Source organism: Bacteroidetes bacterium endosymbiont of Geopemphigus sp., assembly GCF_002904345.1.
Lineage (GTDB): Bacteria > Bacteroidota > Bacteroidia > Flavobacteriales > Blattabacteriaceae > GSPS2-BC2016.
This window is the reverse complement of record NZ_PEIH01000005.1, coordinates 871,318-891,531: the sequence shown is the minus strand read 5'-3', so window position 1 is coordinate 891,531 and position 20,214 is coordinate 871,318. Positions and strand designations below refer to the sequence as shown.

General features: G+C 36.2%; 21 protein-coding genes and 1 pseudogene. 9 read left to right on the top strand and 13 right to left on the bottom strand.

Annotated features, from left to right (window positions below; genetic code table 11):
- Positions 1-684: 684 nt before the first annotated feature.
- The 3 genes from CS842_RS06625 to CS842_RS05580 all read left to right on the top strand — a co-directional run bounded on the left by CS842_RS06625 (position 685) and on the right by CS842_RS05580 (position 3,295).
- The gene (locus tag CS842_RS06625) at positions 685-930 is read left to right on the top strand and encodes a hypothetical protein (protein ID WP_146037471.1); all 246 of its coding nucleotides are present in this window, start codon (positions 685-687) and stop codon (positions 928-930) included.
- 1,077 nt (positions 931-2,007) lie between these two features.
- On the top strand, positions 2,008-2,184 hold the full coding sequence (locus CS842_RS05585) for a class I SAM-dependent methyltransferase (protein ID WP_146037470.1): 177 nt from the start codon (positions 2,008-2,010) through the stop codon (positions 2,182-2,184).
- An 877-nt stretch (positions 2,185-3,061) separates the two neighbouring features.
- Positions 3,062-3,295 (top strand): hypothetical protein, encoded by a 234-nt coding sequence (locus CS842_RS05580; protein ID WP_146037469.1) that lies wholly within the window; start codon positions 3,062-3,064, stop codon positions 3,293-3,295.
- A 9-nt stretch (positions 3,296-3,304) separates the two neighbouring features.
- Here CS842_RS05580 and tsaB read toward each other — a convergent pair whose 3' ends face one another.
- From tsaB to CS842_RS08165, 4 genes and pseudogenes are all read right to left on the bottom strand, one after another.
- Entirely contained in the window at positions 3,305-3,961 is a 657-nt protein-coding gene (tsaB, locus tag CS842_RS05575) for a tRNA (adenosine(37)-N6)-threonylcarbamoyltransferase complex dimerization subunit type 1 TsaB (RefSeq protein WP_103327852.1), read from the bottom strand.
- A 9-nt stretch (positions 3,962-3,970) separates the two neighbouring features.
- Positions 3,971-4,321, bottom strand: a complete 351-nt coding sequence (gldC, locus tag CS842_RS05570) for a gliding motility protein GldC (RefSeq protein ID WP_103327851.1) — start codon at positions 4,319-4,321, stop codon at positions 3,971-3,973.
- Between the two features lie 77 nt (positions 4,322-4,398).
- The gene (locus CS842_RS05565) at positions 4,399-4,782 is read right to left on the bottom strand and encodes a gliding motility protein GldB-related protein (protein WP_146037468.1); all 384 of its coding nucleotides are present in this window, start codon (positions 4,780-4,782) and stop codon (positions 4,399-4,401) included.
- Between the two features lie 91 nt (positions 4,783-4,873).
- Positions 4,874-4,987 (bottom strand): annotated as a pseudogene (locus tag CS842_RS08165) (hypothetical protein); the annotation flags it as partial.
- A gap of 374 nt (positions 4,988-5,361) precedes the next feature.
- Here CS842_RS08165 and nadE point away from each other — a divergent pair.
- A complete protein-coding gene (nadE, locus tag CS842_RS05560) occupies positions 5,362-6,153 on the top strand; it encodes an NAD(+) synthase (protein WP_103328047.1) in 792 nt (263 codons plus the stop codon).
- Between the two features lie 92 nt (positions 6,154-6,245).
- Here the strand turns inward: nadE and CS842_RS05555 are convergent, their stop codons facing one another.
- Entirely contained in the window at positions 6,246-6,530 is a 285-nt protein-coding gene (locus tag CS842_RS05555; protein WP_103327849.1) for a hypothetical protein, read from the bottom strand.
- A gap of 698 nt (positions 6,531-7,228) precedes the next feature.
- Positions 7,229-7,840, bottom strand: a complete 612-nt coding sequence (locus CS842_RS05545; protein ID WP_103327847.1) for a superoxide dismutase — start codon at positions 7,838-7,840, stop codon at positions 7,229-7,231.
- 599 nt (positions 7,841-8,439) lie between these two features.
- On the opposite strand from CS842_RS05545, the gene CS842_RS05540 reads away from it, so the two are divergent.
- Positions 8,440-8,964 carry a serine hydrolase gene (locus tag CS842_RS05540; protein WP_103327846.1) on the top strand — a complete coding sequence of 175 codons (525 nt, stop codon included), beginning with the start codon at positions 8,440-8,442 and terminating at the stop codon, positions 8,962-8,964.
- A 152-nt stretch (positions 8,965-9,116) separates the two neighbouring features.
- On the opposite strand, the gene CS842_RS05535 is transcribed toward CS842_RS05540, so the two are convergent.
- Positions 9,117-10,310 (bottom strand): phosphoglycerate kinase, encoded by a 1,194-nt coding sequence (locus CS842_RS05535; RefSeq protein ID WP_103327845.1) that lies wholly within the window; start codon positions 10,308-10,310, stop codon positions 9,117-9,119.
- A gap of 555 nt (positions 10,311-10,865) precedes the next feature.
- Here CS842_RS05535 and CS842_RS05530 point away from each other — a divergent pair.
- From CS842_RS05530 to CS842_RS05515, 4 genes are all read left to right on the top strand, one after another.
- Complete coding sequence (locus CS842_RS05530) at positions 10,866-11,297, top strand: RpiB/LacA/LacB family sugar-phosphate isomerase (protein ID WP_103327844.1); 432 nt, start codon at positions 10,866-10,868, stop codon at positions 11,295-11,297.
- Positions 11,298-11,386: 89 nt separating this feature from the next.
- Positions 11,387-14,806, top strand: a complete 3,420-nt coding sequence (ileS, locus tag CS842_RS05525) for an isoleucine--tRNA ligase (RefSeq protein WP_103327843.1) — start codon at positions 11,387-11,389, stop codon at positions 14,804-14,806.
- On the top strand, positions 14,799-15,206 hold the full coding sequence (locus tag CS842_RS05520) for a TraR/DksA family transcriptional regulator (RefSeq protein WP_103327842.1): 408 nt from the start codon (positions 14,799-14,801) through the stop codon (positions 15,204-15,206). Before ileS ends, CS842_RS05520 begins: the two co-directional genes overlap by 8 nt.
- Positions 15,203-15,847 carry a lipoprotein signal peptidase gene (locus CS842_RS05515; RefSeq protein WP_103327841.1) on the top strand — a complete coding sequence of 215 codons (645 nt, stop codon included), beginning with the start codon at positions 15,203-15,205 and terminating at the stop codon, positions 15,845-15,847. Before CS842_RS05520 ends, CS842_RS05515 begins: the two co-directional genes overlap by 4 nt.
- A 471-nt stretch (positions 15,848-16,318) precedes the next feature.
- Here the strand turns inward: CS842_RS05515 and CS842_RS08040 are convergent, their stop codons facing one another.
- From CS842_RS08040 to CS842_RS05495, 6 genes are all read right to left on the bottom strand, one after another.
- Positions 16,319-16,525: a carbohydrate porin gene (locus tag CS842_RS08040; RefSeq protein ID WP_146037497.1), complete on the bottom strand. Its 207-nt coding sequence runs from the start codon at positions 16,523-16,525 to the stop codon at positions 16,319-16,321.
- On the bottom strand, positions 16,453-17,088 hold the full coding sequence (locus CS842_RS05510; protein ID WP_103327840.1) for a hypothetical protein: 636 nt from the start codon (positions 17,086-17,088) through the stop codon (positions 16,453-16,455). The genes CS842_RS08040 and CS842_RS05510 overlap by 73 nt, the downstream gene beginning before the upstream one ends.
- A 90-nt stretch (positions 17,089-17,178) precedes the next feature.
- The gene (locus CS842_RS06985; RefSeq protein ID WP_195909905.1) at positions 17,179-17,328 is read right to left on the bottom strand and encodes a hypothetical protein; all 150 of its coding nucleotides are present in this window, start codon (positions 17,326-17,328) and stop codon (positions 17,179-17,181) included.
- A 21-nt stretch (positions 17,329-17,349) separates the two neighbouring features.
- Positions 17,350-17,493 carry a carbohydrate porin gene (locus CS842_RS06615; RefSeq protein ID WP_146037467.1) on the bottom strand — a complete coding sequence of 48 codons (144 nt, stop codon included), beginning with the start codon at positions 17,491-17,493 and terminating at the stop codon, positions 17,350-17,352.
- 662 nt (positions 17,494-18,155) lie between these two features.
- Entirely contained in the window at positions 18,156-18,299 is a 144-nt protein-coding gene (locus CS842_RS06980; RefSeq protein WP_195909904.1) for a hypothetical protein, read from the bottom strand.
- A 1,247-nt stretch (positions 18,300-19,546) separates the two neighbouring features.
- Positions 19,547-19,846: an ankyrin repeat domain-containing protein gene (locus CS842_RS05495; protein ID WP_103327837.1), complete on the bottom strand. Its 300-nt coding sequence runs from the start codon at positions 19,844-19,846 to the stop codon at positions 19,547-19,549.
- Between the last annotated feature and the right edge of the window lie 368 nt (positions 19,847-20,214).

Below are 20,214 nucleotides of genomic sequence, written 5' to 3'. Positions count from 1 at the left end.
CCTTATAATCCTTTCATCTAGATATGTTAAGTATATATCTTGATAAACCAGTGAATCAGATTTGTAATTTAAAACGTTACCTAGCTTAATAAGCTTGCTCCACTTTTCTCTATTGTAACGTAAGCCTATTAAAGTTAATCATCAAATATAACTTTTCTTTAAAAATTTATTTATACTTTAAAAAATTTATGATTTTATATATTATAAGGTAAACGCAGAGCGTAGGAAAATGAAATGTATTGTTACAGTAATAATTTTGTATTATTTTGTGATTGTTTATTGAGTTAGGTTTTTTCTTTAGATCCTTATATGGAATAAGTTGTGTTTGATTTAGGAAGCTATGCTATTTCGTTTTTATTGTAGCGATAATGGAGTAGTCCCTTTCCATCAGAAGTTTTGCGAGATACCAGGGTTTGTAGCTTTTGCGGAACCCTTATAAGCGCTCAAGGATTAAAATCATTAAGAAGAAGGGTTTTGTTTATTTTCAAGTTCTTTAATATGTGCAGTCAATAAAGCGATGATGTGATCCTTATTGGTTATAGCTTTTTTTAACAACTTGATCTTACACTAAAAACCCTCTCTTGAGGGGTTGCTTTTTTCTTGGGGTAAATAGGTTTTCATTATCAGTTAAGATTAAAAGAGCATTTGTATTTATCCTTATAGGAGCGTTGGTCTGGTACCTCGGTGGATTCATTTTTTTTAAGTTATGGTATTTCCATAGCATATCTAGATATGGGTTTTGGTAGCTTTCGAATACTGATTTTCCATCTTATGGCGCGTCCGTATTCAGATGCTGAGGTGGGCAACCTGATGTCTTGTATCAATGCTTTGGCTCTACCGATTTTGGGCCTTTCACAATTAAGTATCTCTCACACTTGTTTTTTGCCTTTTTTGTTTGCGTTGGTCATGTCGTTTTCTTTATATCGGTGACAAAAAGAGATCTGATTAAAGACACCTCCACATGACTATTTTAGATCGTAGAGGGTGTCCTCAAATAGTATCATCGGAAGAGGATTTACTATTTTTAGAAGAGTAGGTTTGTTGGGAATGACCCATGATCCTCAAAAAAAGGATCTGGTTCATCGGATTTTCTTCAAATAGAATGTATTTACCTTATTCCATAAGTGGAATAAGGTAAAATGAACAATACTTCCTGTTTACTTCTTTGTATACGAATCGATACGAACAATCTGAGCGGGATATATTTTAAACTAAAGTCATCAATAACTGAATAAAATGCGAGAGTACACACATGCTCATAAAAAATTGATGTTACTCTTGACTAATTATTCCAAAGATGTGCTTGCTATATACGCTGCTCATATGTTAGAATTCTACATGAACTATACATCAAATATGATGTATACCATAAAACTCGTGTTACCGGTAATGAGGCTCATATGTTCATTGAGGAATCGCTTCGCATAAATTCACGAGATATTTATGCTATGCTACTCATAATATCGTTATTTATGTAAGGGAAGTTGCTGTTTTTCGACATATATCTCGATTCCTCCCTTTCTGCCCCTGAAATAAATCCTGATTCTATTCGAATACAAACACATTTGCTCGGCTGTGGTGAACCCCGTATGTTGTAATAGGAAATGGACTTTTTCTTTATGCAGCAAAAGAATCTTGTGAGATAATTATTTTTCAGTTTAAAACAACCGATACTTCTCAAAAATTCACTACTATTAAAACGTTATATAATATTAAGCAAGAATTAATAAATGTAGCAGAACAACTAGATGATTATTACTTCGATTACGATGATATGCCCAAGTTTATACAACCGGTGAAGATCTATAGGAATCTACTCAACCAAATGCCTCACTTTTGCTTACTATGGATAAAACCATCACTTATTTTTAGGAGAAATCATTGATCTTAGCTGTGAAGAAGGGAGAGATAGTTTATGTTTAGCCAGTCAAGGTATATCAGATAACAGGTGTCGATGTGTCTAGGAAAGCATTGGATAAAGCACGGAACTGAGCAAGAGTTATGGACATGAACAATATTATACTCATCGAATCCGATGTAATTTATTTTCGTCATATACCTGATGAACACTACGATTTTGCATTGAATATGGGTTGTCTTCATATGCTTGTAAAAAAGAGTCGACAGGTCTTGCATATTCAACAAGTGTTTAAAATTTTGAAAACAGGTGGTAAATTTTGGTAGACTATTGTCAAAAAAATTGAGCAAGAAGATTCTATTCTATACTAGATTATGAAAAAGTAGTTGCTAACCTAACACCTAGAAATAGCATTCCAAGACGAATCAGAATAAACCGAAAAGAAGATAACATTCACTTAAAGATATTGCCTTATTCAGAGAAAAAGAGTTATGAGCTTATTCAAGTAATAAATTCACAAACAGGTTTTACTGAGGTATTTGGGGATTCAATAGTTTTACTTTTTGAAAAACCGTAAATATTTTACATATAACCGTTTATAAAGTCAAGGCAGATATAGCCGAGCTCCTCAAGGTGTCGGGAGCTAGATAAAATAGCTAACAAATCTAAAATCATAAACACACACTAAAAAAAATAAATAAAATTGATAATCAAAGGCAAAAGAGAGGTAAAGAATGAGGACGGCAACACTATGCTACACCCGGTGCTTTGGCAGGGAAAAGCCTATCAGGTTTTTTTTGAATAAAGGAGCTTTAAAGAAATCAAAAATAATCAAGGTAAAACCTTACTTGACTATATATTATATCGTATGGAATAATGAAACATAGAATTTTTAGTAAAAACTATAAATAAACCCTTATGAGCGCGTTCAAAATAGAGCAATACAATTCCATGATAATAAAAGCTCACCCTGAGAAAGTTGGGTGCTTTCTGGGGGGGTGAAGCTTGCACATCAAATGGATAGTTTTTCTCAAAGGTCGAGAGTCACACTGTCGATGCATCAGATAAATTCGTAGATGCACTCTGCGAGAAACTGGATTACCCTTCGGGGTTTTTCTATAAGCATATTAAGATCTATCCTTTGATTTTTTCTATCGAAGAGCTTCAAAAGCAATCGTTCATGTACTTATAAAAAGAGAGACTATGATGAATGTCATAAGCGATAACGTAAGAAATCTGTTAAATGCTTTAGAGATCAAGGTGGGTCTTCCTTATGTCTCTATTAATAAAATAAGCTTAACTTCTTCTAATCTGGCCGAGCGATTGCATGTTTTCTTCGGTGTGCCCAAAGGACCCCCCTTTCTGTATATATTGTTTTATTATAAAAAAGATATAGTATTTATTTTACTATTTGATTACCAATTTTATTTCGCCTGAGAGATATATTTATTTAATACTTACAAAATCTTTTAGATAAAAAGGCTCAAAACTATCGAGATTCCCAAAACTTTCTTCTTTAAAAAGCCTTTCGGAAAGGAAGGCCATATGACGCGCTGAGGGATAAAAATCAGGAAAATAAGAAGCAGAGAGGCTTAATAATTTTTCCGCCTTACGCGCTCCGTCTCCAAATATATAAACCTTATTTTTCCGGTATTCCTGAAAGATGTTTCGATCAAGAATTTTTGCTTGAGTAGGTGCAACTTTGTTTTTATACCTATCAAAGGCTGCCGTATATACCTCATCACGACGCGCGTCGATCATCGGCAGGAGTATTCCATGATCCACATCAAAACCCTGTGTCATAACACTTAATGTATCTATAGACAACAAAGGTATATTTAAACCAAAACATAGACCCTTAACCGCTGAAACCCCTATTCGAAGACCGGTATAAGAACCCGGACCTTTACTTACACAAATAGCATTAAGATCCGAAAGTCTCAGGCGGGCTCCCTCTAGGGTATAGCTGATAAATCGATGTAGCTTCTCGGCATGGGAATATCTATCGGAATTTTCCTCAACACATACGAGAGACATACCATCTCTAGCTAAAGAAACCGAACAATTTTTAGTGGCGGTTTCTATATTGAGAATAAGCGCCATAAAATTCTTTTAGCTATCAGAACTTGCAGGTTTAAGCAGACCGGCCTTTTTAGCAAAGGCGCGAGCAAATTCAACAATTTCTTTCTGAAGTTTTTCATCAGAAGTAGCGCGATAATACGTATCAGCCATAAAAAGAAAAGTTTGATGAAAAAATTTTTTCATCTCATCCAGCGGCATCTCTTTAACCCAAAGGTCGATACGCTCGCTTTCCATGCGCAGATCATTCCAGAGAGAAAGCATCAAAGCCTTACAGGAAGTATCCTTAACACCGCCGTCTTGTGCGCTCCAGCTGATTTTCTCAGGCACATGATTTTCATCAAGGTCTACATGTATGGTAATCTCAGTGTTTTTCTTAATCATTTCCTTTGAGGTTTATAGTGCGAAGCTGTAAATATTTCTTTATTGTCAGGATTTTTATAATCTTGCGAAAGCTTTTTTCAGGATGCGCGCGCCAACAGGAAGGCATAATTTGCCAGCCTACCTAAACAAACACCAAGCCTTCCGGGTGAACTGCGATTAATTTCAGTGTAGAATTTTGAAAAAGGACCGGGGGCTATGAATCTCTCATAGAGCTTCTTTTTTTTGCTAAAAAGCAATTGATTATCAATAAGATAAGTCCATACATATCCTTTATTTCCTATACTCCTACTCCAATGCAATTGTTTTGAGGTGCATCCCATCTTTTCTTCATCAGAAGAATCAGGTAAAAGTACATCAACTACCAGCATAAATTTTCCTTGATAGATCATCTCATCAAGAAAATCTCCGGTATCCGGGTTGTAAAACACATTTTTACTCGCGATAGAACGGACTGTTTCCATAAAATATCCCCCGGGGGCTGCATACCGGGGAGAATATACTACGGAACGCTCTTGTAAAGAGAACAATCCATATCTAAAAAGGTATCTACATCTATAAAAACCCCTCTTTCTCATAGAGTACCGGATAAAGGTAGTAGATTTTAGAAACATAAGTATATACCTTCGGAAAGGAAAATTCAGGGAAAAAATATTTCACGCATCTAAATAAAGCGTTGAGCTAGGTTTTTAAATGCTTACGATCTGCAAATACTTTTTAAGTTTTCGGTGAAAAGAGCTCGCTCAAAACTGTCATACTTCTTGGCTCTCTAGATCGAATCCGGAATTGACGAGGAAAAAAAGAAAGGATATTTTTGTTTCAGGGTAGATATATCCGAAGCAGGATAAAAATCCTTGGAAAAATCAACCATCGACCATTCTTTGTTTAAATAAGAACTCCCTTTTTTTCGCCAGGGATCCGCAGGTTTTCGGAAAGAGCACAAACTTGATCGTCAAGAAAAATAAAAATGCGCTCACACTAAAAGTTTTCATTATATTTGGGTGAATTTCACAGAATCAAAGAGAAAAAATAGAGCTTTGCTCATGAGGACAAGAAAAATCATAGAGCATATTGTATCATGGCTTAACGCCTATATCGAGAAAACTCCTTTAAAAGGTTTTGTCATAGGGGTCTCCGGTGGTATAGATTCTGCAGTTACTTCAGTACTGGTAGCCAAAACCCGGCGTCCTGTCTTAGTGCTAGAAATGCCGATTCATCAGGAAAACAGCCAGGTAAAACGCGCGCAAGAGCATATTTGCTTTCTGAAAAAGCATTTTCCTAACGTGCAAAGCAAAATGGTAGACCTAAGTCCCTTACTCGAGAGCTTCTGCTCTGTTGTCAAGACAAAAAAAGAAACATCTTATCAATTGGGATTGACCTTGGCAAATACGCGATCGCGGCTGCGCATGAGTACGCTCTATTATTATGCGGGTCTTTACAAATATCTGGTTAGCGGAACAGGAAATAAGATAGAAGATTTCGGTGTGGGATTTTTCACAAAATACGGAGACGGGGGAGTAGATATAAGTCCCATCGCCGACTTAACCAAAACGCAAGTACGCGCCCTAGCTTCTGAACTCAATATTATCACTTCCATTCAAGAAGCTTTAACTACAGATGGTCTTTGGGAAGACAATCGCAGCGATGAAGAGCAACTAGGTGCCTCTTACGAAGAACTTGAATGGGCTATGGAAATGGCTCAGCAGGGTAAAAATAAGGAACGATTTAGCGAACGAGAGAAAGAGCTTATAGAGAAATACCAAGAGCTGCACGCATCCGTTCGGCACAAGATAGAACCCGTTCCGGTGTGTAAAATTCCCGTAGAGTTTTTTTAAGTTTATATTTTTTGAATCAGATTTTTAGGCGAAGAAGTTTCTAAGCGTTGAGCTCCCTCCTGATTTTATAAGAAGTCGTGCAAACTCAGCATCTACCCCACTAATAAGGGTGTGAAGGCTATGTATACGGATTTTATATCCTCTAAATTCGCTTCTCCGCACCAAGCCCCTTGTTGAGAGACAAAAAAAGCCGTGGAGGACTTTACATAAACTCTTTCAGCGTTCAAAAGTACCATTTTATCAAGGACGATCATTCGGATCATTCGACAGACCTTAACAATTTGGTCTGCATCTAAAGCGCCTGTTTCTATAATCCATTTGATGGTCTTTCCCATTTTTAGAACTTGAGCGCTACATTCTGTGATTTCGATTCCCATAAGGGTAAGATCGCCCTTTTTTATAAGCTTAGTAATTCATTACTACATCGAGCTCACCAGCACATTACTTAAGGGATTTTTACCTGACTTAATTTATTTTCCAGAGGTGGTTCCCTATGAGATTTACCTCAGGATTACTCTGGATGAAAAAGACACCAAAGAGCGTATAAAACTTGAAGAAACAGAAATAAAAATAAAAAGTATTTTAAAAGCTTTCGGCGTAGATCTGAAAAATCTATCTCTTAATCACGCTAGTAGCAATTTTCATAAAAGGTTTCCCGGGAAGGATATTTACGCGTCAAAACGGACTACGAACTTAAAACGACCTCAGCGCAAGAGATAAGTAAAGCGCTTAAAGTATTGCAAGAGTCCAGATTTCCAAATATATATCTCTCAAGGGTCAAATGCAGCAAAAAAAGATATCAAAAGCCAAAAAAAAGCGGCTTATCTGGTAAGTTCTATCGGAGAAAAATTGGCAAACCTATAAGTTATTTAGGTTCAAAACAGCCATAACTATCCTGTGCAGTCTATAATGCTCTTTGCCAGATCTAATTCCCATGAAGAATCAGAAAACCTTCCCGATACTCAATATCATAATTGCTATAAAATAAGAAATACTTGTGTTATTTAGAATCAAGTAAGATAAAAAACTCGTGATTTTAGGAGCTTTTTTGTGTATTGTTAAGTAACAGCTTGCTTCAATGAAGCTTTTTTTCATAACTTTTAGAAACCTCCTCCCAGTTAACGACTTTCCAGAAAGCTGCGATATATTCAGGGCGTCGATTTTGATATTTTAGATAATAGGCATGTTCCCAGACGTCCAATCCTAATATTGGCACCCCTGAACGCTCTGCAAAGGGCATCAATGAATTGTCTTGATTAGCTGACGAAGCTATAAAAAGCTTCTTCTCTTTGGGGCATACACAAAGCCATGCCCAGCCGGAACCAAAACGAGCGGCAGCGGCTCCCTCAAATTCTTTTTTTAAAGCCTCAAAAGAAGTAAAGTGCTGATTTATAGCATTTAAAAGCACTTGTGAAGGCCTACTTTGATGAGGCGCAGCAAGCACTTTCCAAAAGAGGCTATGATTATAAAAACCTCCTGCGTTATTGCGAATAGCAGGTATGTTAACCGCTTTTTTTAATAGCTCTTCAATAGGTAATTTTTTCTGTTCGGTTCCATCTATAGCCTTGTTAAGATTGGACGTATAAGCTGCATGATGTTTGGTGTGATGAATTTCCATGGTGCGTGCATCTATATAGGGCTCTAGGGCGTCATAAGCATAAGGAAGCTTGGGAAGTTCAAAAGACATGATGATTTGTTTTTAAAGATTAAATATCCAACTAATGTATATAAAAAACAAGAATTTTTTATTCTAAATAATGATTGATCCTTTTTTATATATTAGTTGATTATATAATCATTTTCAAATAATGTTTAAATTTTTATCATTTTTTACTAATTTTTAAATTATTATTTTATAATTTATATTATTATATATTACCGATAATAAGTATATTGTAAAAGAGATACGAAAAACTTACATGAAGTGTAGTAAAACCGCTTACGTAGATGACTGGCATTTTTTTTAGCAACAATTTTATTCAAAGAGGTGGAACAATATTTAACTGGCCTTTAGATCCAAATTACAACAAAATTCCCTTAGAACCTGCTTTAAAGGAAAGATTAAACAAAAACTCAACATTTTCTTTTATAATCATCAAAGATTAAAAACTTTTCTTTGAAAAATATTGGGTCGATCATGATAAAAAATCTACATCCAACGCTTTTTCAGTTACTAAATATGTAGTAATTCTCCTTTTAGATTTACCATACAAGATGACTACATAAAAATTCTGGATCAATCCAGAATGGATTTTCTTCGCGAGTATAAAAACATAGATTTTTCTGATGAGGTTGCCGTTGGAGATATCCCGTATGAGCTCGGGTTCAGAGAGGAACGAAAGATATCGATCCCCCCTTAAATCCTACTACAAAAGCCTACTACGAAACTCACTTGGAAGAGCAAGTGTTATCAAAATAATAGAAAAACCAGGTAAGAGATTTAATTACCTTAATATAAACACAAAAATTCTGGCAATTTTAATTCGTAGGACTAACGGAAAAACCCTGACTAAATACACTCAGAAAAAAATATGGGAACCATTAAAAATGGAACAACCGGAGCTATGGGGTTTGGATGACGAAGCCGACATGGAAAAAGCCTTCTGTTGTTTGTATTCCAGCGTCAGAGACTATGCAAAATTAGGAGAGTTTTTCCTTCAAATAGGAAGGTGTACCGGACAGCAATTACTTAATAAAGACTTCATAGAAAAAATGACACATCCTGAGTTAAGTCCTAAATATGGTTATGGCACTTGGATGGATTATGAATATAAACTTGCTTTTTTTGCTTACGTGGGTCTTCTGGGATAATATATCATATCCGTTCCGGAACGGAAAATGATTATTGTTCGCATAGGAAAAAATGCAGAAAATACATTAAAAAAAGGGAAGAAACACCTGCGCAGCAACTATACTTCTACCTTACAGAAGGATTTAAGATGACCAATATGTGATAATTAATTTTAAGAGTTGAGCATGGCAGCTACCCCCGGAAGCATTTTTCCTTCTAAGCTCTCGAGCATAGCTCCCCCTCCGGTAGAGACATAACTGACTTTACTCTCGTAATGAAATTGCTTGACAGCTGAAACCGAATCACCTCCGCCTACCAATGAGAAAGCGCCCCTGGAAGTAGTTTTCGCCACTGCTTGGGCAACAGATAAGGTGCCTTTCGAAAAATTAGGCATCTCAAAAACCCCTAAAGGACCATTCCATAAAATCGTTTGAGAACTCTCAATGACCTTCGAAAAGATTTCTATAGAGCGGCTTCCTATATCTAAACCCTGCCAACCTTTGGGGATTTTTCTTATAGAAATTTCCTTTCGATTCGCTTCATTATTAAAAGCATCGGCAACTACCACATCCAGAGGAAGGTAAACCTGTACGTTTTTTTTATGCGCGCTCTCAAGCAAACTTAAAGCAAGCTCCTGTCTGTCTTCTTCAACGATAGAATCCCCTATTTTTCCGCCCTGCGCCTTTATAAAAGTATAAGCCATTCCACCACCTATCAAAAGATGATCAATCACAGGCAAAATATTCTCTATAATATCTATTTTGGAAGACACCTTGGCACCTCCTAGAATAGCGGTAACGGGATTTTCGCCATTTTTCATCACCTGATCAATGGCCTTAAGTTCTTTAGCCATAAGATATCCAAAGCATTTAGCGTTGGGGAAAAACTTCGCAATCACAGCGGTAGAGGCATGTGTTCTGTGAGCAGCTCCGAAAGCGTCATTGACATAGAAATCTCCCAACTGAGCTAAATCTCGGGAAAAGTTCTCGTCTCCTTGTTCTTCCTCTTTGTAAAACCTTAGATTTTCAAGTAGTAAAACCTCTCCATTCTTTAAAGAACGAATCGCTTGCTGAGCTTTACTTCCCAGTATATCTTGCGAGAAATGTACTGAAGCACCTAAGACATTTTCAAGAGAAGGTATGATATTTTTAAGAGAATATTTATCAGAAACTACACCTTTAGGTCGACCTAGGTGAGACATGAGTACCGCTTTACCTCCCTCTGCGATGATTTTACGTAGAGTGGGTAAGGCCGCTTTAATGCGCGTATCATCAAGCACTCGTAGTTGATCATCTTGCGGAACATTAAAGTCGACTCGAACAAGGCATACTTTAGCGTTAAAATTGAAATCATCTGGGGTAGTCATAAAGCAAAACTATTTAAGGCAAAAATAGATATAAAGCTTAAGAATTAAACAGCGATCCTAGCGAAAGTTTTCAGCAAGTCAATAGATATAAACATCTTATTTAACTATTAAGAATAAGAAAACTTTATTGTTGTTATATAATATGCAAAGAAAATATGTTCAAAAATATCGTTTCTGCCTCTTTTAATAAAGTTTGATTAAAAATTATCAACCTAAAACTAAATAGTTTTCTATTGTATATAAGTGTTAAATATTCATTTACTAACGTAAGTTCAAAACTTATTTACTAAAATTGTTAATAAGTTTTACTTGTTAATAATAGAAGACAAAATTGTTAATAGACGTTTTAAAACGTATTAATATATAGAGTAAAAAAATGTTTTCTTGTGCAATCAAGATAATACAAATAGATATTTTATCTAGGATTAAAAAATTTTTTTATTCTCAATTTTTAGATGTCTAAATAAAACTTTATTGACAATTTATTCACTGCTTTTATCTACAGCTTTTATATCCCTTTGATAAAGTCTAATTTTGGTTTTTACATAATACATTATGAAAATAGCTATAAGTTCAGATCATGCGGGATGGGCATATAAGGAAGAAATTAAAAAAGTCCTGGAAATTCAAAAACATCATTTGATCGATTTTGGACCCCCTGCAGGGAAAATGGTTGATTACCCTGATACCATCCATCCTCTTGCGAATGCTATAGAGCAAAAGCATATGGAATATGGGATAATCTTATGTGGAAGTGGAAATGGAGCGGTTATGACCGCTAATAAACATCAGAGAGTTCGCGCTGCGCTTGCTTGGAAGATAGAGATTGCCATTTTAGCCAGGCAACATAACAATGCCAACGTTTTGGGTATACCTGCTCGTTTTGTGACTCAAAAAGAGGCCTTAGCTATAGTGGAGGCTTTTCTAAAGGCAGATTTTGAAGAGGGAAGACACCTTAGAAGGATAGAAAAGATACCTGTTTTCTGAAAAAATATGTTGATTTAGTTTTAAAAAATGAGTGATTTTTCAAGTAGTTTAGCTTTTTTTGATTAAAAACACCAAGCGTTTGTTTTACCATGTCTAAAAAATTTGAAGAATATTCCCAGCTCCATCTCAATGAGTGTGCCCGAGAGATAAGTGAGTATTGGAAAAGAAATGATATTTTCAACAAAAGCATTAGCTCCCGTCAGGGCAAAAGTCACTATGTTTTCTATGATGGTCCTCCGTCAGCCAATGGACTTCCTGGGATACACCATGTAATGGCCCGAACCATTAAAGATGTGTTCTGCAGATACCATACCCTTAAGGGTGAGCAGGTCTACCGAAAAGCAGGCTGGGATACTCATGGTCTTCCTATAGAGTTGGGCGTGGAAAAGGAGCTGAATATAATAAAAGAAGATATAGGAAAGAAAATCAGCGTAGATGAATATAACAAAGCTTGTCGCGCTTCGGTGATGCGTTATACCGATATATGGAAAGAGCTTACTGATAAAATCGGCTATTGGGTAGATCAGGAAAATCCTTATATCACTTATGATTCCAAGTATATAGAAACCTTGTGGTGGATTTTAAAGCAGTTTTATTTAAAAGGATTGCTTTACAAAGGCTATACCATACAACCTTATTCACCGGCTGCGGGCACTGGATTGAGCACCCATGAACTCAACATGCCCGGGGCATATAAAGAAATCACGGATACCACTATTACAGTCCAGTTTAAAGCGCGTAAAGAAAGTCTTCCTGAGTTTTTAAAAAATCTTCCCGGAGAGGTATATTTTTTGGCCTGGACTACCACTCCTTGGACACTTTCCTCAAACACAGCCCTCACCATAGGCGACTCCATAGAATATACGGTAGTTCAGACCTTTAATCCTTATACTTTTGAACCTGTATATGTGATTTTAGCGAAATCTTTGGTTCAAAAAGTATTTTCTGAGGGTTTTTCTCCTGTATCAAATAAAATTTCACTCGAATCTTTTAAAAAGGAGGATAAAAAAATACCCTATCGCGCACTTCAGTCATTTTATGGGTCTGATATCTTGGGAAGTCGTTACGAGCAGCTTTTACCCTGGGTCCTGCCTTATGAAAATGCTGAAAATGCTTTTCAGATAATTTCTGGAGCGTTCGTCACTACAGAGGAAGGCACCGGTATTGTACATACTGCTCCTACCTTTGGAGTTGATGATGCTATCGTAGCCAAAAGGCACAACGTACCTCCCATGCTCTTATGGGATGTTCAAAAGAAACAAGCCGTTCCTCTAGTGGACACCCAGGGACGTTTTATAAAAGAAGTTCCTGAGCCTTTCTCAGGGCGTTACGTTCGCAACGAATACTATAAAGATAAGGCCCCTGAGCGTTCTGTAGATGTAGAATTAGCTATTCTTTTAAAGAGCATAGGGAGGGCTTTTAAAGTGGAAAAATATAAACACTCCTATCCACATTGCTGGCGAACTGATAAACCCATATTATATTATCCTTTGGATTCTTGGTTTATCAGAACTACTGCGGCTAAAGCCGATATGGTAAGTCTTAATAACAGTATTCATTGGATACCTGAATCCACAGGAAAAAATCGCTTTGGACACTGGCTTGAAAACCTTAATGATTGGAACCTCTCCCGATCAAGATATTGGGGAGTTCCCCTTCCTATATGGCGTACGGAAGATGAGCAAGAAGAACTCATTATAGGTTCGCTTGCCGAACTGATAACTGAGATAGAAAAATCCGTTCGTGCCGGTTTGATGAAGAAGAACCCTTTTGGGGCTTTCGTCCCCGGAGATATGAGCTGGGAAAATTATAAAGCTATCGATTTACATAAACCTATTGTGGATGATATTCTTTTAATCTCCCCCACCGGTAAGTCCATGAAAAGAGAATCGGATTTAATCGATGTGTGGTTCGACTCCGGAGCCATGCCTTTTGCGCAATGGCATTACCCCTTTGAAAATAAAGAAAAAATAGATCAAGGAAAGTTTTATTCTGCCGATTTCATCGCTGAAGGGGTGGATCAAACGCGTGGCTGGTTTTATACCTTGCATGCTATTTCCTCTATGCTTTTTCAATCGGTAGCTTATAAGAATGTGTTATCTAATGGTTTAGTCTTAGATAAAAATGGACAAAAGATGTCCAAGAGCAAGGGAAACGCCATTAATCCTTTTAAAATTCTAGAACTCTATGGACCTGACGCCACTCGTTGGTATATGATCTCTAACGCGCAACCCTGGGAAAATATTAAATTTGATATATCCGGTATCGATGAGGTGCGTAGGAAATTTTTTGGTACACTTTATAACACATATGCTTTTTTTGCGCTATATGCCAATATAGATGGTTTTTGCTATAAGGAAGCCTTCGTAGAGGTAGCACAACGCTCTGAACTCGACAGGTGGATTCTTTCTGAGTTGCATCAATTGATCAAAAAAGTAAGGAACCATTATGATGCTTATGATCCCACGCGCGCCACCAGAGCTATAGCCGATTTTGTCATTAACGACTTAAGCAACTGGTATGTACGGCTATGTCGTCGTCGTTTTTGGAAGGGTGATTATACTCAAGATAAGATAGCCGCTTATCAAACTTTATATGATGTTTTGTTTAGCGTATCCTTACTGAGCGCTCCTGTGGCGCCGTTTTTTTCCGAGAGACTTTATATGGATTTAACTTGCGTGACTGAAAAAGAAGCTTTTGAGAGCGTTCACTTGGCTTATTTCCCTGAGTTTGACGAAAAACTTATCGATGAGCCCTTGGAAAGGCGCATGCATATAGCGCAGCGTCTTTCTTCAATGGTTTTTTCCCTGAGGAAAAAAGAAAACATCAAGGTGCGTCAACCTCTTAAACAGCTGATGATTTTAGCTTCTTCCTCTGAGGAGGAAAAGTCTGTTTGTGCTATGTTCGATCTTATTAAACAAGAAGTAAACGTTAAAGAAATTCATTTTTTAACCTCTGATACCGCGGGAGAATTGCTCACTCGTGAGCTTAGACCTAATTTTAAGAAGTTAGGTCCTAAGTTTGGAAAACATATGCTTTTTGTTTCTCATGTCCTTTCCCATTTTTCCCAGGAGCAGATCCGTCAGTTTGAAAAACAGGGTATTTTTACCTTAAAAGTTCAAGGCAGTCAAAAGGTTATTTCTTTACAAGAGGTGGATATTTCCATCCGGAAGGTCAAAGGATGGTCTATAGATACTCATGAAGGTCTTACCGTTGCATTAGATATCAATATTGATGAAAAATTGCGCTATGAGGGTATAGCCAGGGAACTGGTCAATCGTGTACAGAACCTCAGAAAAGCCCAGGGTCTGGAGGTGACCGATAAAATCAAACTTTCTATTAGCGCTTCTTTAGAGGTGGAAAAAGCGATAAAGTTGAATAAAGAGTATATTTGTGAGGATACTCTTTCCGCATCCTTGTCTTTAAACACTTATATAAATGAGGCTGAAGAGATAGATTTTGAAGGGGAAACGATAAGAGTATCAGTTCAAAAATTAGCCTATGGATAATATCGAACATAAAAATAGATACACTAAAGAAGAAAGGGAAGAGTTCCGGCAAATCATCTTGAAAAAGATCGAAAAAGCTAAAGGTGATCTTTCTGTACTTAGAGAATCATTTGTAAATGGCCAAAACAATGGCACCGAGGATACCTCACCTACTTTTAAGGCCTTTGAAGAGGGATCCGAGACCCTTAGCAGGGAGCAGAACGCGCAATTCATCGTTCGGCTTGAGAAGTTTATAAAAAATCTTGATAGCGCTCTTATGCGTACAAAAAGCACGGATTATGGCGTATGCTGTTTTACAGGAAAGCTTATCGATAAAGAACGTTTAAAAATCGTTCCTCACACCACATGGAGCATAGAAGGTAAACAATTGATGGAAGGAAAAAATAAGAAATATCCTTGAAGAAAGTTCTTTTGATTACCTGCCTGATATTGTTTTTTGATCAGGCTGTGAAGATTTTTATAAAGACCCATTTTGAAATGGGTGAGAGTCTGGAAATTTTTTCCTGGTTTTTCCTCTCTTTTGTTGAAAATCCCGGTATGGCTTATGGCCTACATTTAGGTCCTGGTTATACAGGAAAAATAATCCTGAGCTGTTTGCGTCTTTTTTTAAGTGCGTGTTTTTTTTTGTGGATATATCAACATTGTAAGAAAGGAGCTTCGAACTATTTTATCGTTCCTATGAGCATGATTTTTGCCGGGGCTATAGGCAATCTTATCGACAGTACTTTTTACGGTCTTATATTTGACCGCGGTATAATTTTTGATGCGCAACACCATCGCTGGCTTGGCTATCTGGGAGTAGCTCGCTTTGGATCACCGGGTTATTCATTTTTTATGGGAGGGGCTGTGGTGGATATGCTCTATTTTCCAATTATCGATGACTACTGGCCCAAGTGGATTCCTTATTTTGGAGGTGAACGCTTTGAATTTTTTAAGCCTGTATTTAATCTGGCGGATGCTTTTATTTCTATGGGGGGAATACTTATGATCATCTTTGGCGATAAGGTTTTTAAGCCGGTTGACTCTCTAAAACATTTGTGATAAAAATATTGCTCTTTCACAAAATCCGTTTGTAGTTATAAACTAAGTAGCTCTTTCTTAAATTTTTCCCAATGGTATTTTACGAATATAGATTCATCGGATCTACTTAATCTGATGTGTTGCTCTTAAAGCTCTTACAAAATCTTGTCCAAACCTTTTGAATGTCATATTCCTTGATACTTATCAGTCCCGATAAGGATTCTCCATATATATTAAAATATCATAATCTATATACATTAAAAGATTTATCTTTTTTAAGATATGATTTTAATTAAAAAATCCCTGATTTGACAGGTAGGGTTTTGTTTGACATTTTTAGGATATTACAAAAGTTTCCTTACCAGGAAGTTTCTATTTATATGCCAAAACTAAAGCCCTTGGTTTTATTGTCATAAGGGGTGTTACCGGGAGTATTACCCACGAGACCTTGCATGCTTTTATCCCAAAGAGCATAGGTAATAAAAGGACGCACTACAGGATATGCAGAGTATAGCCGTAGTCCCAGGAGATTTGAGGAGAGAAGGTAAATTTTGTCAACCAGCCTCTGGGATGACGTTTGTTGACATGAGTACTGCTATCTATATAATCACTACCTACTTCCAAAGCTAAGTTGAAATGACTGGTGAGATAATGTAGATACCTAAATCCTGTGCTAAACCAATGAACATCCTTTCCAATAGAGCTACTTTACCTCCACTTTTTTTATAAGGCACTACCCCTTGATTTTCGTATCTGTATATCAAACTGCCTTCTAAGGCGTATTTCTTATCTTTTTCGTATAAAATATTATCGTTCACCTCGAAAGAATACATATTATTTAGATCGTAGTTGATAATATCAGGATTTTGCTTTTCCATATTTTCCCTGTTGGGAACATAAGAATAAGTATTTCGGTGCATTACCGAAGGACCTTTCCGAAAAGAGAGCGATGTGATATTTTGAGCTTTTCCCCAAAAGAGTTCTTTTTTTTCATGCCATGTTCCTATCCCAAAGCCATGTTGGGTATCATAACCCCAATTTTTATTAGCTGCTCTTATTGAATAGTTGGCCCAGAAATTGACTTGGCTGTTTTTAGCCAATGGAATATCTACCCAGCGCCCTTCGAGCTCATAACTTTTAAGAAGACCTTTTTTTTTGAATTCATCTTTATAATCGTTCATGCCTTGCTCAACAGGATCTTCATAATTGAAGAGCGCTATTTTTATGTCATTAGCCTTATTTTTACCCCTGAGACCTTCCACTCCCGCTCCGGCTTATGCCTGGGAACTTGGGTTTAACCACCAATGGTTTTGCAACTGAATAGCTTTTCTGTGATAATAACGCCTTCCAACCTATACATCTACCTCTCTGTAGATATTATTTATCTTTACATAAAGCTGATTGATGTCTTTGATGCCAAAGCTATTCGTTCCTCCAAAATTGCTATAACCTGATCTCATATGTACGAATTCAAAAGACTTTCCTTTTTCGGAATTTAACATATATTCATAATTAAGCGCTAATTACAGATAACTGTTAGCTTCGTTTCCCAAACGGTATTTAGATTGTGCTCCGGGCGCCCAGAACTCAGCTTGTGTGGCGCCCCCCTTGACTCGATCCCATACCAGTCCTTCCATAACCGCTAAACGTAAGCGTATGATTGTCAACGCGTATTTTTTGACCGTACATTTCCTCTGATCCCCAGCAGAAACTTAATAAAAGGAAAACGAATGTTAATTTCATTGTTGTTTTTTACTTCAAAAAGTATGATTTTTTTTAACTCATCACATAACTATCTCTCTGATTATTTATATTTTTAAATATCATGAATGATATTTCAATTGTTTTAATTAGCCTTTTAAATACTACTACGTGACATTTTTTACCTTGAGTCTGATATTCATTTATTAGGGCCAATTTGGTTGGTTGCATTGGTTCCCTAATGGGTTTAGGTGGTGGATCGGTGATCATTCCTTTGCTGACGCTAATTTTAAATATAGATATTCATTACCATAGGTACTTCGCTAATGGTGGTGATCGCTAATTTTTCAGTATCTACTCAGGTGTTTCTCAAAGAAGGGGTGGCAAATATTCGTATTGGTCTTTTTTTCTTTCGGTGGCTGCTGTATCCGGCGCCATTATCGTCGTTTTCCTCGCTCCTTATCTTATCTTCGGAAAGATTTTTTATTTATTCTTTTAGGGGTGTTATTGATTTTCTCGGTGAGTATGTCGTTTAAAAAAAAGACCGGTGATAAAGAAAGTAAAATAAGCCTTGTGGATCAGCAACTTTAATTGTCAGGAAATCTCTCAAAAAGTATAATTCTGCAACCTATGTGGCTTCCCTGGTGAAAGTAGGATTTCTACTCATGATCTTTTCGGATGTGCTATCGGGTCTTTTGGGTATTTGCTCCGGCGCTTTAAAAGCGTTATCTATGGATAATATGATGCGATTGCCTTTTAAGGTGTCAACCAACAGGACAAGCAATTTTATGATAGGTATAAACAGCTCTTGGAAGCGCCCTTATTTATCCTATCAACTAAGATATATTGAATGTTGTTTTATGTACCCATGTACTGATAGGGGTATCTTTTAGGGCATTACAGGTTCTAAAATTCTCTTACGTACTTCACGTTAAACTAAAAGATCATCTTTGCAGCGGTTATTCTTTTTCTGGCATTTGAAATGATTTACAAAGAATGGACACAATGTGATAAAAAGTGTTTTTGATAATACTAAAAAAGGTTCTCAAAGTTTTTCCTATTAAGTGTTTCAGATTTGGTTATGCACTGCCCCTGCTTGTTCATTAACAGGCTTGCTCTTTTTTTTATGGCGTCATGGCGATGAAATTCCAGTTTATAGTCATTTTGAGATGTCATCTCAAAAAACATTCTTTTTTTAGGCGTTTTTATATAAGTAACTCAGAGACTTCTCTCGAGGACCTTTGTAAATCATCTTTACTATTTAAAAGTCGTATTTATATTTCCTTTGGTCTTTTTATCACTACAAATTCTTTATTTGAGAATCATACTATAAATCACGGAAATAGGTTCTGTTGTTCCGGGTGCTTGTAGTATGCTTAAGGATCTCACCTAAAAGAGCTTGCAAGTAGTTAGCCTCTGAAAAAGAGTAGGAAGGAACACTTTGATGAGGTGATTCGTTTCTTCGGCAAGAAGGTGCCTTATATCCTTATTTAGCTTATATAAAAAAGAATAATTTTACGTTTTTTTATATTTCTTCTATGAAGAATTTTTAAATATTTTTTCTCTTCCCTCTCGAAGCTGCCTTAGTAAGATTTTTTATCTCTGGAACCTCGTAATAGGTTTTTGCAAGATTTTCTTTATCATCTTTGTTTAACCAGGTGAATATTTTATTTATTTCATGTTCGTTGGACTTTAAAATCTAATTTTGAGTTGATATTGTAAGCTTTTCTTTTGTTAACTGCTCATTTCTTAAATCGATAGTAACCAGCGTTATATCGTTAATGTAAATTGGTCCATTAGTGTGAACAGGATATGCTTGAATGTATTTACTTACACTTTTACGACATTTTTCTATGTCTAAATAATCGTTTAGATAAGGGTTTTTTCCGTTTAAACTTATTAAGTCATAAATGGTATTCTTAGTGTTTTCTGACTCTTGCGTACGAATTTTAGTATGCTATATTTTCTTAATTCTTCAATCTGACTTTTGCATTCATCAAAGTACTGTGATAATTCATTTTATTCCGGCTGTTCGAGAAAGTCAGGCTTTTGAACCTGAGGATTTTTTCTAAAATTATAAGCTATAAGTATTTTAACATCTTCTATATTATCTCTTTTGGCAATCAGATGAAGCGGGGTATATGCATCATCATCCTTAGTATTTAATTCAGAACCTGCCTTTATAAGATCTTTGGCAATCTCTGTATATCTATTCATAAGAGGCATATGAAGTGGCGTATCTTCATCATTATTCTTAGCACTTATCTCGGCGCCATTACTCAGAAGTAAATTCATAGCTTCTATGTCATTATTTCTAATATCTAAGTGAAATAAGTGCCTTCCCGTATTCGTTTGTTTCGTTTATATCTCTATTCTAACTTATTATTGTCTGAACCCTTTTTATGAGTTCGCTCATAATAGCATTAAAATTTATTATAAAATGAATTGAGTAAGGAATATATTGTAATTAGTTATCTAATATATTGAAATATATAACAAATAATTTTACAGCATTACCTCTTTATAAATTACTTATAAAATTTTAATGTAAAAGAGATTAAAGGAGGATTTTCCGATGCGAACTACAAGCCGCCGGATCATACTCAAGTGTAGCTTTAGTATCTACTAACAGGATAGTATATATTCTTGGAACCTCTTGAAAAAATTTCTTTACATACTCAGAAGCT

What these genes read in the sequence shown, in the direction of transcription:
- CS842_RS05535 (WP_103327845.1), bottom strand. Translation starts at nt 10,310, where the DNA reads ATGACTACCCCAGATGATTTCAATTTTAACGCTAAAGTATGCCTTGTT.
- CS842_RS05545 (WP_103327847.1), bottom strand. Translation starts at nt 7,840, where the DNA reads ATGTCTTTTGAACTTCCCAAGCTTCCTTATGCTTATGACGCCCTAGAG.
- gldC (WP_103327851.1), bottom strand. Translation starts at nt 4,321, where the DNA reads ATGATTAAGAAAAACACTGAGATTACCATACATGTAGACCTTGATGAA.
- nadE (WP_103328047.1), top strand. Translation starts at nt 5,362, where the DNA reads ATGAGGACAAGAAAAATCATAGAGCATATTGTATCATGGCTTAACGCC.
- CS842_RS05540 (WP_103327846.1), top strand. Translation starts at nt 8,440, where the DNA reads ATGAGGTTGCCGTTGGAGATATCCCGTATGAGCTCGGGTTCAGAGAGG.
- CS842_RS05520 (WP_103327842.1), top strand. Translation starts at nt 14,799, where the DNA reads ATGGATAATATCGAACATAAAAATAGATACACTAAAGAAGAAAGGGAA.
- CS842_RS05580 (WP_146037469.1), top strand. Translation starts at nt 3,062, where the DNA reads ATGATGAATGTCATAAGCGATAACGTAAGAAATCTGTTAAATGCTTTA.
- CS842_RS06985 (WP_195909905.1), bottom strand. Translation starts at nt 17,328, where the DNA reads ATGTTAAATTCCGAAAAAGGAAAGTCTTTTGAATTCGTACATATGAGA.
- tsaB (WP_103327852.1), bottom strand. Translation starts at nt 3,961, where the DNA reads ATGGCGCTTATTCTCAATATAGAAACCGCCACTAAAAATTGTTCGGTT.
- CS842_RS05565 (WP_146037468.1), bottom strand. Translation starts at nt 4,782, where the DNA reads ATGGAAACAGTCCGTTCTATCGCGAGTAAAAATGTGTTTTACAACCCG.
- CS842_RS05555 (WP_103327849.1), bottom strand. Translation starts at nt 6,530, where the DNA reads ATGGGAATCGAAATCACAGAATGTAGCGCTCAAGTTCTAAAAATGGGA.
- CS842_RS05585 (WP_146037470.1), top strand. Translation starts at nt 2,008, where the DNA reads ATGAACAATATTATACTCATCGAATCCGATGTAATTTATTTTCGTCAT.
- ileS (WP_103327843.1), top strand. Translation starts at nt 11,387, where the DNA reads ATGTCTAAAAAATTTGAAGAATATTCCCAGCTCCATCTCAATGAGTGT.
- CS842_RS05530 (WP_103327844.1), top strand. Translation starts at nt 10,866, where the DNA reads ATGAAAATAGCTATAAGTTCAGATCATGCGGGATGGGCATATAAGGAA.